General features: G+C 50.1%; 5 protein-coding genes. 3 read left to right on the top strand and 2 right to left on the bottom strand.

Annotated features, from left to right (window positions below; translation table 11 throughout):
• Positions 1 to 31 precede the first annotated feature (31 nt).
• Positions 32 to 1,315: a chromate efflux transporter gene (gene chrA / locus H6G50_RS12010; protein WP_190716511.1), complete on the bottom strand. Its 1,284-nt coding sequence runs from the start codon at positions 1,313 to 1,315 to the stop codon at positions 32 to 34.
• Positions 1,316 to 1,663: 348 nt separating this feature from the next.
• Here chrA and H6G50_RS24135 point away from each other — a divergent pair, with 348 nt between their 5' ends.
• From H6G50_RS24135 to H6G50_RS11995, 3 genes are all read left to right on the top strand, one after another.
• Positions 1,664 to 4,456: an LAGLIDADG family homing endonuclease gene (locus H6G50_RS24135; protein ID WP_190716510.1), complete on the top strand. Its 2,793-nt coding sequence runs from the start codon at positions 1,664 to 1,666 to the stop codon at positions 4,454 to 4,456.
• A gap of 305 nt (positions 4,457 to 4,761) precedes the next feature.
• A complete protein-coding gene (locus H6G50_RS12000) occupies positions 4,762 to 8,892 on the top strand; it encodes a CHAT domain-containing protein (RefSeq protein WP_190716507.1) in 4,131 nt (1,376 codons plus the stop codon).
• A gap of 82 nt (positions 8,893 to 8,974) precedes the next feature.
• Positions 8,975 to 14,689 (top strand): CHAT domain-containing protein, encoded by a 5,715-nt coding sequence (locus tag H6G50_RS11995; protein ID WP_190716506.1) that lies wholly within the window; start codon positions 8,975 to 8,977, stop codon positions 14,687 to 14,689.
• A gap of 126 nt (positions 14,690 to 14,815) precedes the next feature.
• Here the strand turns inward: H6G50_RS11995 and H6G50_RS11990 are convergent, their stop codons facing one another.
• Positions 14,816 to 16,531, bottom strand: a complete 1,716-nt coding sequence (locus tag H6G50_RS11990; protein WP_190716504.1) for a hypothetical protein — start codon at positions 16,529 to 16,531, stop codon at positions 14,816 to 14,818.
• Positions 16,532 to 16,642 lie beyond the last annotated feature (111 nt).

The following is a 16,642-nucleotide window of genomic DNA, read 5'->3' as shown; positions in this document are numbered from 1 at the left end:
CGTCCCGCTCTGGCGGGAGTTCTACTTTACCTCATGATATAGCAACCGTTACGTTAAGGCAGGTTTCAATCGCCATCGGTTGGATGGGATGCAATAATGCGATCGCTTCTTTCAAGGGTTTGAGGCTTTCTGGAGTGAGTAAGCCGAACGCAATAGAACCGAGAATACCTCCCCCTAAAACAATCCAAGCGGCGTTGAGTTGAAAGCGAAAAGCAGCAATTGCAGCGAGAACAAGAATTAACAAGGCGAGCGGATCGAAGGGCAAACTGGCGAAGGGTTTCAAGAGAATTGCGATCGCGAGTTGCACGGTGACAACAGCCATTAAAGCAACCGCACTCACATTAACCGCATCGAGAAAGGCAGCCGTCCATTGCGATGTTCTTAATTTAGGAATTAATGGGTTTAAGAGCGCAACGAAGAGAAAGGAAGGGAAAAAAATCCCGATTGTTGCAACGATTGCGCCGGGAATTCCAGCGATAAGATAACCGATAAAGGTAGCCGTTGAAAGTACCGGACCGGGAGTGAATTGTCCGATCGCGATCGCGTCGAGTAATTCTTGTTGCGTCAGCCAACCGTATTTATCAACGACTTCCCCTTGCAGGAAGGCAATTAAAACGTAACCGCTTCCGAATAATACCGAGCCAACTTTGAGGAAAAATAACCCAATTTGCCATAAGGACGGAGCGACGCGATCGACTGTTTGCGCGGCATAGACTGCCGTAGTTCGCGCGATCGCGCTACCATTCAATCCCGCTACGAGTAACGCTGCGGTTTTATCCGGTGGGAGGGTACTTTTGAGCCATACTGCCCCGATAATGCCTCCAAGTAAAAGCGCGATCGCTTCATTCATCCCAAGCAGCAGTAACGGCACAACACCGAGGGCAATGATTGCTAATTGACGATTTTTAACCGCTTTTTTCCCTAAGCGCCATAAAGCATTTAAAATAATCGCTAAAACAGCAGGTTTGATGCCGTAGAGAAAGAATTCAGCAGAAAAGAGCGTACCCGATTTAACGTAAAGCCAAGCGCAGAAAGCGGTGATGAGAACGGCGGGAAAAATGAAGCAAATTCCCGCGATCGCGAGTCCGGACAAGCCGCCGTAGGAATAGCCGATATGAATCGCCATTTCCGTAGAATTGGGGCCGGGAATCAGGTTTGTTGCGCCCAACAGATCGAGAAAATGCGATCGCGTCAACCATTGGCGGCGCGTTACGACTTCTTCTTCCATCATCGCAATATGCGCCGCAGGGCCGCCAAAACCAATCGTTCCGAGCTTCAGAAACACTTTAGCAAGTTCGATCGGGCGAGAATTCATCGGTGCGTCGGGAATCAGTGTGTTCTTTGGGTTTCTCAACCCCATCGGGGCTGTTTCACCCGATTGTATAGGAAAGAGCTTGACAAGCTTGAAGCATAACCGTAGTATGATATATATGAAGCCCAGCATCCTAAACGCTGTGAAAGCTTCAAGAACTTTTTAGGGTATAATCAGCGATCGCCGCGCCCCAATCGAGCGAGCTTTACATACTTCCCTGTCACGGAATAAACCATAGCTCATCAAACTCGCGCGGCATTGATTGCAAGCCTTACAAGGCTAATGCGGCGATCGCCTCCCCATCGTTACCCGCTTGGATTGCGAAAGCAACAATCCCAAGGAGGCTAAACCATGACCGCTATGAATGCAACCGAACGCGACTTGCGCCTAGAACTGCTCAACAGCTTGCTCGTCACGCCCCACCGCAAGCTAGAACAAATCGCCGAAACGCATAACCTTATCCTCGATCTCGATCCCATTTTTTATGGTTGCTTAGCGGTTTGGTATCAAAAAAACGGCGATGTGCGCGACCATAAAGAAGTCTTCGTCGGTAACTTACTCGCCAGCCCACTCGACGAACACCGCGATGCAGGTTTCGTGATGTTACAAACCTTTCCGCCCTACGAAGTGGCGCGGATTGTAGACTTCATGAAGCAGCAGAAAAATAAAATGCCGCGTTCGGCGCGCACTGCGGTGCGTCGTTACTTGCAAGCGCGCGAACAGAACCCCGAATTCTTCGATCGCGCCGCGCTGCGAGGACGCAAAGCGATGAAGCACCTCTATGCGACGCTGCACATCAAACCCAGCGAACGCGCCAACGCCGTGCTGTTTAAGAACGCACCGCCCGAGGATAGCTTAGCTTACGCGCTCAAACAGTTAGCGAAAGCCGAAACGCCGGTAGAACAGGCGCAACTGATTGTAGAGCGAAAAATCCCCTACGCGATCGCGATCGGAGCCGTCAAACAAGTTACGCCTACCGTTCTCGCCACCCTTATCCACGCCATGACACCCCAGGAAGTCATCAACAACCTCAAATCCCTCAAAGATCGAGGCGCGATGGACAACCCTGAAGTCAAGGCACTCGTTGACGAAAAACTGGTAGCCGCCCAAACCGATAAGCGCGTATCTGCCCTCAAAGGGAAAGTTGCGATCGAAGCAGCCAACCTCGACGCAGACACCGCCGCCAAAGTCGAACAAGCGATGGATGCGCAGGTGAAAAAGCGCGGCGAAATCAAAAAGCCTACCGCATTGCTAGTGGACAAATGCGTCACCGGCGATACGCTCATCTGTACCGAATGCGGACTGCTACCGATCTCGTCTTTAGTCCCACCCGTACAAACTGGAGTCACTGAAGTTCGACTCAACCTGAAAGTTGCGACTCGAAATGGTATTGCTACCGCAACGCACCTCTTTTTGAACGGGAAAAAGCCCGTGCGTTATATCGCAACTGAAAAAGGGTTCCGCTTAGGAGCATCCCGCAATCACCCGATTCTTTGCTACGAACCGCAGACAGCAACGCTCGTTTGGCGAGAAGCAGATACCTTAACTGCGGGCGATTATGTCGTCTTGCGCCGCAATACCCGCTGCTTTGGCGAAGATGTTTCCCTCGCCGACTACAAACCCAAAGAAGCATATCAACCCGGAGAAGCGCCTTTGCGCCTTCCCCAAACCATGACTCCCGAACTGGGGCGCTGGTTGGGTTATATTGTCTCGGAAGGATACATCAAACATCGTCCCGCAACCGTTCAATTCTGCAACCGCGACGAACAACTGATCTCCGATTTTTGTACGCTGACTGGCGAACTTTTTGGTATACCGGTACGAGTTACAGAAGAAAGAAACTGCAAAACAGCGAGTATTGCTTCGGCAGCGCTACTGCATTTCTTAAACAACGCGATCGCTCTCGAGAAAGAGCGGGCGCGCGACTGTATCGTTCCGCTCGGCATTCTCATGTCCAGCGATCGCACCCAACGCCAATTTTTGCGCGGTTACTTAGCCGGAGACGGTGGCTTAATGAATCGCTCTTCCGGCGTTTTAGCGGCAACTTCAGCCTCCGAACAACTGCTGCGTCAAATTCAAGTCATGCTTTTGAACTTTGGCATTGTCAGTCGTCTCAAACCCTTGCAGAGTCATGCCACCAACGGACACAAAATTTTCCGTTCTTACTGGCGGCTCGCGATCGGCGGTAACGATGCCTTGCGACTCCTCCAAGAAATTGGCTTTGCCTCCGATAACAAGCAAGAAACTCTGACCGAAATTGTCACCAATAGCCGTTCTTTAGAATGGTCTTCCCGGTGGGATTCCGTCCCGGAGTTAGCCTTAACCGCGACCCAAGTTTTAGGACGCGGAACGCAGCACCAATTGCGCCAACACTTTCCCACCCTTGCTTGCTTTAAAGGTAAGGCTAAAAATCATCGCGTTCCCACCGATCTTTTACCCTCAATTTTGGATGTTTTTCCGACCTTTCGTGAAGTGGGAGATATCCAAGAAGTGGTGGAATCCCAACTGTTTTTAGATGCAGTCGCTGAAATTGAAGAAGGTTACGAAACCGTCTACGATCTCTGCGTACCGGGAGAACATTCCTTTGTGAGTAACGGTATTGTCAGTCACAACTCCGGTTCCATGACGCAAGCGATTGAAACCGGCAAACGCTTAGCAGCCATGATTTCTGGCATCACCACCGCCGACTTATTTGTCTACGCTTTCGATACTATGCCCTATCCCATTAAAGCAGCCGGTACTAACCTCAGCGATTGGGAAAAGGCCTTTGCGCATCTGAAAGCGAACGGCGGAACCAGTATTGGCTGTTCGGTAGAAGCGATGCGCCTGCGCAAGCAAGTCGTCGAACAGTTCATCCTCGTCACCGACGAAGGTGACAACGCAACCCCCTACTTCGGGAACGCTTACGCCACCTACTGCAAAGAGATGAACGTGCAACCGAACGTCATTATCGTTAAAGTGGGTTATGCGTCTGAGACCGTCGAACGTCAATTGCAGCAACAACAAGCGCAAGTTGATACCTTCGTTTTCAACGGCGATTACTATTCGTTACCGAACTTGATTCCTCTTTTATCTCGTCCTTCTCGTCTCGAGTTGTTGATGGAGATTTTGGAAACTCCTTTGCCGGTACGAAGCGATCGCTAAATTCTCAAAACCCGGTTTCTCCAAGAAACCGGGTTTTTGACAAATGTCTTATATCGGAAATCACTGAGGTTCTTACACTGTATGCGATAGCATACAAGGGAGGTTCGACGGAGCCTAAAATCGCGATTCTACCGCAAGCTGAAAGCTTTATTCTTTCAGGGCAGCACCCAAAATTCAGGTTTTATATCGAACTCACGTCATACAGTGTAGAAGTATGTAACTGCGGGTCAGCTTTGGCGATCGCTCGCCGGAGTTATAACTGTATTGTTACTTAAATTTGTCCGAGGCCCAGGTGTCTTTCCAGCATGACGACCTTCGAGTTTGAGATTACCATCCAGAGCGAATTAGCCCCGGAAGCCAATCGCTGGCCTGTTGTCGTGCGCTGCAAGCAACCCGACGGCCTTCCTATCCACGCCAAAGAAATCCTCGAACTCGGTGCGGATGACTCGATCGCCCAACTCACCGCCTTTCAAGAAAACGAAAAGCAATACGGAATCCTGCTAGGCAAAGCCCTTTTCAAAGGCGAAATTTATACGACCTTTCTCAACGCCCTTTCCAAAAGCGATCGCGATCTCCGCCTGCGCCTCTTACTCTCCATTGAAGCAGCAGAGGGCGACAAGATCCGAACCTTGCATTGGGAACGGCTGTGCGCCCCCATTGATGGCAGTAGCGGCTGGCAGCTTTTAGCCCGCGACCAGCGCGTGCCGTTTTCGAGGTACATTCCCACCATTATCGATCGCCGCTTTCCCCCCATCGGACGGCGCGACTTACGAGCGCTGATTCTGGTTGCCAGCCCCGTCAACATCGGTAAATACCAACTCGCACCCTTCGACGTTGAAGCCGCGATCGACGGCGTGAAAACAGCCCTCGGGGATATCCCCTACAACATCCTCGCCAACGGGATCGCCGATGCCCTCGGTCCGCCAACCCTAGAAGAACTCTCCAAACAACTCACAGAAGCCACGCAACCCTATACCCTCCTCCACGTTATCTCGCACGGCAGCCTCAGCAAAGATGGCGAAACAGCCCTATTTTGGGCGGATGCCGACGATCGCGCGATCTTGGTACGCGCCGAACAACTGCTCGAACGACTGAAAAACATCGGCGGTTCTAAAACCTTGCCCCACTTTGCCTTTCTCTGTACCTGCGAAAGCGCCGATCCCAGGGCAGAAGGTGCATTGGGCGGCCTCGCCCAGCGCCTCGTCAGAAATCTGGGAATGCCCGCCGTCGTCGCCATGACGCGCAAAGTCAGCATCGAAACCGGCTTGGTGCTGGGCAGCAACTTTTACCGATGCTTGAGAGAATCCGGTGAAGTCGATGTAGCACTACAACAAGCCACCGCCAGCTTGGGAGAACGCCACGATATCACCGTTCCCGCCCTGTTTACCCGCTTGGGCGGACGGCCCCTGTTTAGCGATCGCTTGGAGAATCGCGAATTAACCGATCTCGAAATTGACGAGGGGATTGCCAAGTTCGAGCAACTTCTCAAAGAGCGCGCCCCCAATGCCTCCGTTCTCAAGCACAGTTTTCAAACTCAGGTTGAAATTCTGAAAAAAACGAAGGGGGCGGAGTCGAAAACCGCCCGAGAAGAACGTCACAATGCTTTAGTCGAACTCGATAACCTCTGCGAGCAAGTGTTAGAGATTCGTTTCGAGACTTTAGCCTTGGGGAAAGAGCCGCCCCCTTACTTCGCCGAATGCCCGTTTCCCGGTTTATCGTCCTTTGCGGAGGAACAATATCACAAGTTCTTTTTTGGGCGCGAGGGCTTAATTAGAAACCTCAAAGTGCAACTGGAACGCGATAATTTTTTAGCCGTTATTGGGCCTTCGGGGAGTGGGAAATCATCGGTCGTGCTGGCGGGATTGATTCCGCAACTCCGGCAGGAAGAACCAACGCGAGCGATCGTTTCTATTAAACCGGGTAAAGAAGCACTTAAACAAATTAGGAAGTTGACAACAGGTTTAACTCCAAATTCGATTTTAGTGGTGGATCAATTTGAAGAAATTTTCACGCTCTGCGAGAACGAGGAAGATCGACAAGCGTTTATTCAAATCCTATTAAAGATTGCTGAAAAAAGTAAGGTTATTATTACTATTCGCGCCGACTTTTTAGGGGAATGTACGCTCTACCCGGAACTGAGAAAGCGCATTGAAGCCCAACAAAAATTGGTCGGGCCAATGGAGCCGAATGAACTGATCTCGGCGATGACGATGCAGGCGAATCAAGCCGGATTGAAGTTTGAAAGCGGCTCGAGCCAAGATATTCTTGACGATGTGAAGGAAGAACCGGGCGCAATGCCGCTATTGCAATATGCCCTGCAAGAACTGTGGCAGCGCCGGCGGGGGCGGTGGTTGTGCGGCGAGGAGTATATTGCGATTGGGAGGGTTCAACGCGCGATCGCGAAAACCGCCGATGAATTCTACCATCGCTTACCGGAAGGCGAACAGCAGCAAGTCCAAAACATTTTCTTGCGTTTAACGCGCTTAGATGAAAGTACCAGTGCTGGAGAGACGCGCCGGGATACGCGGCGACGAGTGGCGCTCGAAGATTTAGTTGCCACCGGCAATGATTTAACCGCCACCAAGAAATTAGTGGAGCAATTAGCTGGGGAAGGCGTGCGTTTAGTCGTCACCAGTCGTAACGAAGCCACCGGAAAAGAGGAAGTAGAAGTTGCTCACGAAGCCTTGATTCGCCACTGGCAAACGTTGAAAGATTGGCTCAAACAGAACCGCAACGATTTGCAACTGCGAGAAAGTCTCGCCAGTGCTGCCCGCGATTGGCAAGTGCATCGAGACCAAGGCGATCGCGAGAATTATCTCATCCATAAAGGAGGACGTTTAGACGATGCCGAAGTGCTGCGCCAATCCCCTAAGTTGGTGCAACTTAACGCCTTAGAAACGGAGTATGTTAAGGCTTGTGCGGAATTGCGCGATCGCACTATCAAGCAAGAAAAACGACGGCTGAAACGACAACTTGCTGCCGTCGTCATCGGAGTTTTTGTCTCGGCAGGATTTGTCATTCTTACTGGATTTCAGCAACGTAGATCGGAAACTCAGCTAACTCGGGCTATATTCCAATCGGTGGAGACAAGCTTGGCTATTCACCAAACATTGGATGCTAAGGTCGGCAGTTTGCAAGCCGCTCGATCTTACCAACAAGCTATCTCGCAAAAAATATGGCCCGATGCCGAGTTAAAAGAGCGCGTCTGGGGCAAGTTACTCGATACTTACTATTCGGGGCAGGAGGTTAATCGTTTAGAAAGCGATCGCGATTTAGGAAGCGCAACAATAAGTCCCGATAGTCGGGTCGCGATCTGCGACGATCGGGGCGTTCGTCTGTGGAATCCGAAAAACCAACAATTGGAGCCATTGCCCAACGGCGATTTTTTGCAAAACATATCTTCAACAGGAGATAAATGGGTCGCATTTAGTCCTGATGGTCGGGTACTCGCCATAAATCAGCGAGAACAAGGTGGAGGCGGAGTTTACCTTTGGGATACTCAAACCCATCAGCACAACCTACTTCCGAATAGTGATGGCTCCTATGAGGTCATGTTTAGCTCGGATAGCAATTTCCTTGTCTCCACCCGCTCGACGGACGGGACTATAAAGCTTTGGAATGCCAAAACTCGGAAGATATCACTTGAGAATACTGAGAAGAAATTCTGCCAAAAGAGTCAAATATTGGCTCTTCTTAATGAAGAAAAATCTCAAATCATTTTGAGTGATGCTAAGGGAAAGAAGCAGACCGTCAAACTTTTAGTGAATCGGGAAGACGAACAGGAAGAAATTGCTGACTTTATCGTAAGTCCTGATTGTCAGTATTTAGCTGTTATTGGAAATGAGGACAGCTTCTGGCTGGGGAGGACTCTAGGTCAATCGTTAACCAAATTGAAAGTAAAAGCGACTGGCGTTGCCTTCAGTCCCGATAGTCAGTTCCTCGTCACTGGGAGCGAGGATGGCACGCTCCAGTTGTGGGACTATCGAGGCAGCCTGTTAAACAAAGAGCTTGCCAAACAGAAGAGTAGGATCGAGGGAATTGCCCTTAGTCCGAACGACGATCTCCTCGCTACAGGAACCTACGATGGCTCGATTCAGGTATGGAGTAATCGCGGCAGCCCCGTCGCGCAGTTACGCAACGCTCCCGCTGGAAAGCTGGTCAAATTGTTCGAGGTTCAAACCCATCAGGACTCTGTTCCAGACATCGGCTTCAGTCAAGATGGTAAACAACTCATTAGTGTCGAAAAGAATAAAGAGGAGCAGAGAGTAAATATTTATCAAATCGAACGAGACTTGGACAAACTCATTGCGATGAACTGTCAGAAAGTACGCGATTACCTGAACAAGACTAATAACTCAGACGATCGCGCGCTCTGCAATGGAGTTCCTCCGATCGGTCATTCAACCCAAAATATAGATGTCCTCAAGCTGAAATGAGCGGGCAAAATTGCGGCGCTCTAAAACTCGATTTTAACCCCAGATTTCCACCTAAGTTTTCAACCCTACAATCCCCTACCCAATGAATACTTTTGAGTTTGAGATTACCATCCAAAGCGAATTATCTCCCGGCGCGGGTCGCTGGCCGATTGTGGTCAGATGCCGACAACCCGACGGACTCAATACCCACGTTCAAGAAACCCTCGAACTGGGCGAGAGCGATCGCAATCAACTCACTGCCTTCCAGGAAAACGAAAAGCAATACGGCATCCTCTTAGGAAAAGCCCTTTTTAAAGGAGATGTCCAAAAAACCCTGATGCGCGCCCTCTCCATGAGCGATGGCGATCGCCGCCTGCGAATTTTGCTCTCGATTGAAGTCGCCGAAAACGACTCAATTAAAACCTTGCATTGGGAAAGACTCTGCGCTCCCCTCGATAGCGACAGCGAATGGCAACTCCTCGCTCGAAACCAGCGCGTGCCGTTTTCGATGTATATCCCCACCATCATCGATCGCCGCTTTCCCACCATCGGACGACGCGATTTGCGCGCTTTGATTATCGTTGCCAGTCCTTCCAATATCGGCAAGTTTCAACTCGCACCCTTCAATGTTAAAGCTGCAATCTCGGGCATTGTCGAATCCCTAGGCGATATCCCTTACGACATTCTCGCCAACGATATCACCGGCGCGATCGGGCCGCCAACCCTGATCGAACTCTCCAAGCAACTCACCAACACCAAAAAACCCTACACCCTGCTGCACATCATCTCCCACGGGATGCTGCTCAAAGATGGCGATACTGCCCTGTATTGGGCGCAAGCCGACAATCAAGTCTCCATTGTCACCGCTGAGAACTTAATCGGAGAACTGAAAAATATCGGCAACGCACAAAAAAGTTTGCCCCACTTTGCCTTCCTTTGTACCTGCGAAAGCGCAGATCCCAGAGCCGAAGGCGCATTGGGCGGCCTCGCCCAGCGCTTAGTCAGAAACCTGGGAATGCCCGCCGTCGTCGCTATGACTCGCAAAGTCAGCATCGAAACGGGTTTGACCTTGGGGCGCAACTTTTACCGACGCTTGCGAGAATCCGGCGAAGTCGATACAGCCTTGCAAGAAGCCACCGCCGGATTGGGAGCGCGCCACGATGTCACCGTTCCCGCCCTGTTCAGTCGCTTGGGCGGACGGCCTCTGTTTACGGATAACTTGAACGAGCGGGAACTGAGCGACCTCGAAATCGAAGAGGCGATTGAAAAACTCGAACAACTCCTGCAAGAACGCGCCCCGAATGCCTCTATTCTCCAGAAAAATGTCGAGACTCAGGTTAAAACGCTCAAAAATACCCGAGGTTCTGAATTAGCTAGCGCCCGAGAAGAGCGTCACGATGCTTTAGTCGAACTCAACAATCTCTGTCAGCAAGTTCTCGAGATTAGTTTCGATGCTCTGGCATTAGGGAAAGAGCCGCCTTTTTACATTGCCGAATGTCCTTTTCCGGGTTTATCTTCCTTCGCCGATGCCCAATACCACAAATTTTTCTTTGGGCGCGACGAACTGATTAAGGACTTAAAAAAGCAACTCGAAAAAGATAATTTCTTAGCTGTCCTTGGGCCTTCGGGGAGTGGAAAATCTTCAGTTGTTTTGGCGGGATTAATTCCGCAATTGGAAAAAGAAGATGTAAGACTGAAGAAGGCTTATATTATGAAACCGGGCAGCGCTCCGCTCCCCAAGCTGGAGAAATTCCTTAAGGATATCGATCGGTATTTGTTGCTGGTTATCGATCAATTTGAGGAAATTTTTACCCTTTGTGAAAAAGAGGAAGAGCGTAAAGAGTTTATTGCAACGTTATTGAATTTAGCAGAACAACGGAAAGTTATTATTACGATCCGAGCCGACTTTTTGGGAGAATGTACGTTTTATCCCGAACTGAGAAAGCGCATTGAAGCCCAACAGAAATTGGTGGGGCCAATGGAACCCTCCGAACTCGTTTCTGCTATGACAATGCAGGCAAATGAAGGCGGTTTGGCGTTTGAAAGCGGCTTGAGCCACGAGATTTTCGATGACGTGCAGGGGGAACCGGGCGCGATGCCGCTGCTGCAATATGCGCTGCAAGAACTGTGGCAGCGACGGCGGGGGCGGTGGTTGTGCGCCGAAGAGTATCAAGCGATTGGGAGAGTGGAACAGGCGATCGCGAAAACAGCAGATCGCTTCTACGAGGACTTGTCGGTTGCTGAAAGAGAGCAGTTCCAGAATATCTTTTTGCGCTTAACTCGCCTGGATGCTAAGGCGACAGACGGAGAGCGGCGACGGGATACCCGCCAGCGCGTAGAGTTAGAAGACTTAGTGCCGACAGGCAAGACTGCGGCAGAAACCAAAAAGTTAGTGCAGAAGCTCGCAGGGGAAGGCGCAAGGCTCGTCGTGACTTCGATTAACAGCGTTACGGGCAAAGAAGAAGTGGAAGTGACCCACGAAGCCTTAATCCGCAACTGGCCGACTTTACAAACGTGGTTGAACGAGAACCGCAGCGATTTGCAACTGCGAAACGAAATCCACGATGCTGCCGAACAATGGAAAGCCAACGAGGGCAAACGCGATCGCGACGATTATCTCATCTCTCAGGAAGGGCGCTTAGCGATCGCGGAAAAATTGTTGCTCAGTTCTACCCTCGCCCTCAACCAAGACGAGAAAGACTATATCGAAGCGTCTGTGGCGTTGCGAGAGCATCGGCGCTTAAAAGAGAAACGACTCTTAAAGCGGAAACTTCTCCTTGCCACTATTGGAACCATTGTTTCGACCGGATTTGCTATCCTCGCTGGATATGAGGCGCGCCAAGCAGAAATCCATCAAACCGATGCTTTAATCGGCTCTGCTGATGCCAGCTTCACGGCAAATCGAGCTCTAAACGCTAAAATGGCGAGCTTACAGGCAGCTAAAGCTTTCAAAGATGCTAAATTGCTGGCCATATGGAAGGACGAAGACTTAGAAGAGCGAGTTACGGGGATACTGAGCCGCACAGCGTATGCGGGGCAGCTTGTGAATCGTTTCCAAAGCCAGCAAAAAGTCATCCAAAATCTCGTCTTTAGTCGGGATGGAAAGATGCTAGCGAGCAGCGGTGGGAGCGGAGATCCGGCTTTGCCATCGTCGATTGTTCTCTGGGATACTTCAGGAGAGATTTTGCAGGAGGTTCCAGCCCCACTCCAGATTAACAGCATTGCCTTTAGCCCGGACAGTAAGTTCCTTGCTGTAGCCGGAAGCAATAGTTCTTCTCAACAAAAGCCTGCGCTTATTATCGGGGATATTGATGACAAAACAATTATTAAGGCTGAGTTTGATTCAGATAATAGCAAACCTCGCTGCGATCTTGACCAATTTAATAGTGTAGCGTTCGGCAGTAACAACCAGAATTTAGTTACTGCCGGAGACAAGGGGATGGTTTGCCTATGGCGACAGACAAAAGACCAGCAAAATAATGAGTCTGTTATCAAACTCAATCAAGTCTTTAAAGGGCTTCCTGGAAATGTTGACAGTGCGCTCCTGAGTCCAAATGGTCAGTTCGTCGCTGCCCGCTCGGTCAAATATGGTTTCTGTCTTTGGTCGATTAACGGCACAAAAATTTATTGCAGACGGCGCGATAATTCTAAAACTTCTAACAAAGGTATCGGAATCCACAGCTTCGCTTTCAGCCCGGATAACAAATATTTAGTCGCGGCTACCGGCGACAAAAACATCGTTGTCTTGAATCTTGCTAGCAAACGACCGACTGAACATGAAGTTCATCAAGGTAGAGTCAATAGCGTTGCCTTTAGTCCAGATAGTAAATATCTCGTTACGGGCGGGCAAGATAATCAAGGCATTTTGATGGAAACGGCTGAAATCGATAAACCCAATCTGGAAAATAACGAGCCACAGGCTCTTGTTAAAGATAACCAACTTGGAGGAAATAATACGATTGAAGGCAATAACACACCGGTAAAAGATAAATTTGAAGGGGCTAGACTGGGGGCAGATGATAACAAAACACAGCATAAGGGCGATGTTTATCAAGTCGGATTCCTAGAAGGAGGCAATCTCTTCACGGCTGGTAATGACGAACGCATTCGCGTGTGGGATACAAAAGGCAAGCTGTTACGCACCCTGAGAATGCCGAGCATTCAGAAACAAATTGCGGCGAGTCCTGACGGGAAGTTTTTAGCAACAGCGGGGGAAGATGAAAAGATTCGTCTTTGGGATAGCACAGGTAAGCAGTATACCGTTTTCAAGGGAACGGGATGGTTATCCAGTTGGTTGAGTAAAGATGGCAAACTGATTCTCACAGTGGGAGAGAAGGATGTTCACCGCTTGTGGAAATCCTCCGGTCAACTGTTAGCGACTCTCGGAGAGTTTCAACCCGTGGAGTCGGGGAGGGAATCTGAGGGTGAAGGCGAACAATATAAGGAATGGGGTATGTTTAGCGATGACAGTCAACTAATTCTCACGTTTAGACAAGGAGATTCTCTCAACTTGTGGAATAGTGCGGGTACGTTGTTAACCCTTCTCGAAGACACTCGTAATGCCAAAGTCCGTTACAACTTAAGGAAAGCTTTTGGTAGATTTAGTCGAGATAGCAAGCTCGTTCTCAGTTGGAAAGACAAGGGTATTGCTCATTTATGGGAGAGTTCCGGCAAACCGCTAGCTGTTCTTGAAGGGCATGAAGGCGTAGTTTGGGGTGACTTTAGTCCAGACAGCCAGCGAGTTTTGACCTTTGGGGGCAACATGACGGTTCTATGGGATAGTTCTGGCAAACAGTTAGCTGTTTTAGAAGGAAAGCCCAATGGAGAAGTCTTAAATCCAGAGTATTTATTAGACTCGACCTCGACCCCGACCCCATTTAGTAAAGATAGCAAGCGCATCCTCACGTTTACTAAAGACAGCGCTCTTTTATGGGATAGTTCTGGCAAGCAGTTAGCGATTCTGAGAGGAGATCGAGGCGAGACTACAGGTCTGTTTAGTCCGGATGGGGAACGCATCGTTACTTTCGGACAGAGAGGGAATGCCCATCTTTGGAGCAATTCTGGCAAGCTGTTAGCCGTTCTTAAAGGGCATCAAGGCAAAGTCCATGCCCAATTTAGTCCTGATGGTAAGCGTGTCATTACGCTGGGGGGAGATGGGACTGCCCACCTGTGGAGTAGTTCGGGTCAGCAGTTGCAAATTCTGGAAGGGCATAAAGGTGAAGTAAAAGCAGCGTTCAGCCCGGATAGCAAACTCATTCTCACTTACGGAACAGACGATAGCGCTACTTTCCTTTGGGACGCTTCTGGTAAGCTTTTGAGCGTCCTCCGAGGGGATCGGAACACTGAATATGCTACCTTCAGTGGGGATGGCAAATTGGTCATAACGACCGACTCAGAAGGGACTCATCGTTTGTGGGATACCAAAGGCAAACAGTTGGATGTTTCCAAACAGAAAAATGAAGCAGAGTCATCCAATCAGAACAGTAAGGGAAGCTATGACTTAAAGGGGGATTTGTTAGCAGTAGCACGCTCGGACGGCAGTGTTGCAATCTGGAAGACTTCTGGTCAGGAGTTGACAGTCTTTGATGCCGATACCCCTCAAGACTATCCCTACTTGAGTTATGATGGCGAGCTAGTTTTAACTTATGGAGAGGATGGCATCGACCATGTGTGGAGAATTAAAGGAATGGACGAACTGATGGCCATGAACTGTAACTGGCTGCGCGATTACCTGAAAAATCCTAATAACGGACTCCCGGATAAGGAGCGCGAGATTTGCGATGGCATTTCTCCGAGCGAGGATGCAAGTCAGAAGTAGGGCTTTGAGTGAATAATTGACAATTGAGAATCGATAATGGACAACGTTACAAAAACGGATTAGATTCGCAATCTAATCCGTTTTAGAGGGTAGGGATGTTGCATACAGCGTCCCTACCTTCAAGTTTTAAACTCCTTTCAACGTATTCGATAGCGCGATCGCTTGTTCCAACGCCCCTTGCAGGTTAGCGGTACTCTCCGGCGGAGCCTTTTGCAAGGTATTGACAAAAGCATCTAATGATGAAGTTAGCTGCGTCTGCGCTGCCTTGATTTCCGCCGCCGCTGCTGCCGCCTCCCCAGTGGTTGCTGCTTGCTGTTGTCCGAGGTCGCCAGCTAGATGCACGGTGTCAATTGTGGCGCGCTCTGCGGTGCTACCCTTCTGACTAACCTTCAGCCGCACAGCCGGATCGCCGATAATCGCATAGTTGCGCGCATCGTTATTCTCCGTCCACAACCCGCTTAATACGGTGTTGTTGGCCGGTTCGCCGAAGTTAATATCTTCAAGCATCCCGCTGAGATCCGAGGAAATTTCTGCATAGCGCTCGTCGAAATACTCCACTGCCGAGCCGACAGGATGACCTTCGAGCAAACGCTTGACGCTGCTTTGGAAAACAGCGATTTGCCGTTTTTCGACATTGGTTCCGCGAATCGCCGAGGAAGAGAAAGAACAGCCCCAGGCGCGATCGATATGACCGATAACCGCTAGAGCGCCTCCTTTCGGGTGGCTAAGCAGTTTTTGCGGTAAACGGGCGAGAAACGAGTAGGGCGCGATTTCTGGGCGCTGACCGGGAGTTTTTTTGTGACCGTCGAACTCGTCGTATTGCGGGCAACCCGCCCCATAACAGGCAAAGTGGAAGGCAATCAGCCCTAGCAAGCGCGAATCTTCCCCGATATCGTCCCCCGAAAAATAAAAACTTTCCGGGATGGGTTGTCGTCCCCATTCTCGTCCCGGCCAATCTTGGCACAAAAGCGCGCCTTGATGGGCTAACTGACGCGGGTCGCCATTTGGAAAACCCATCCCGTGGCTGCCGGTAAATAGCAAGCTCGGCGTTTCGCTGCCGCCGAGAACCTGCCCCAAACGAGCTTTGGTGGCTTCCTCTTTAATGATAGTTTTCACTTCCCAGTCGGAATGCTCCTTCGTCACCCATTCCGATAAGGGCAGAATCAAATCTTGGGTGCTGAGATTTGTGGCTGCATCGCCGGGATTGCACACACCGAAAAAGGTGGCGGTGGGCGAGAGCGCTAAATCTTCCGTTTCTGCTGCAACGACGCTGTGAGCGTACTGCGCGTATTCTTGGAGCGTATCGAAGTGAATTCGACCGACGGCATACTGAACGCTGAGTTGGGACTGAAAGCGATAGGGAATGGTGGTAGGGTCGCCGACAATCATTAGGTAGTATGGCACTTTATCCGGGTCGGCAGGCCCGGAACTTGCACCCTGACGCGCGAGGAAGTCTCGTTTCGACTCGTACTGATTCTTGGCTTTGTTGTAACGATAGCCTTGGGGACCTGTGTATTCTTTGTAGAAATGTTCGTGGTTTTGGGTGGCTTGTTTTTTGCGATGGTCGAGGAGTTCGCTGAGGGCTTCGCGGATTGCGGGGTTGGCATCGAAGGCAAAAATGACTCCCCAACCCGTTTGTGCAATGTCTTTAGCATCTACCCCTTCCATTGGGGCGAAATGGTCTTGTGGATTAATTTTTTCATCGAACTCTTGGAGTTGTTCGGGCGTAAATTCTTCGCCCTGAGCGATTCTGGAGACTTGCTCGACGCTCATGGGTGGGAGCAAATAATCGCCGCTCGCGCCATTAATGCCATTGAAAAATAGTAGATCTTCTTCGTTCATCGTTCTAAATTTCCTAGCGATTGTGTCAGAAGGGTTGTAACGGTGTTGTTTGACCGGGCGGAAATAACAGATGAGATAGGGAGGTTCAATTGAACATCTCTACGGTTAGAA

Origin of the sequence: Oscillatoria sp. FACHB-1406 (genome assembly GCF_014698145.1) — a bacterium.
Classification (GTDB): domain Bacteria; phylum Cyanobacteriota; class Cyanobacteriia; order Cyanobacteriales; family Spirulinaceae; genus FACHB-1406.
This window is presented reverse-complemented; position numbering and strand designations above follow the sequence as displayed.

Coding starts and splice junctions, on each gene's coding strand:
- chrA (WP_190716511.1), bottom strand. CDS start 1,315: ATGAATTCTCGCCCGATCGAACTTGCTAAAGTGTTTCTGAAGCTCGGA.
- H6G50_RS24135 (WP_190716510.1), top strand. CDS start 1,664: ATGACCGCTATGAATGCAACCGAACGCGACTTGCGCCTAGAACTGCTC.
- H6G50_RS12000 (WP_190716507.1), top strand. CDS start 4,762: ATGACGACCTTCGAGTTTGAGATTACCATCCAGAGCGAATTAGCCCCG.
- H6G50_RS11995 (WP_190716506.1), top strand. CDS start 8,975: ATGAATACTTTTGAGTTTGAGATTACCATCCAAAGCGAATTATCTCCC.
- H6G50_RS11990 (WP_190716504.1), bottom strand. CDS start 16,531: ATGAACGAAGAAGATCTACTATTTTTCAATGGCATTAATGGCGCGAGC.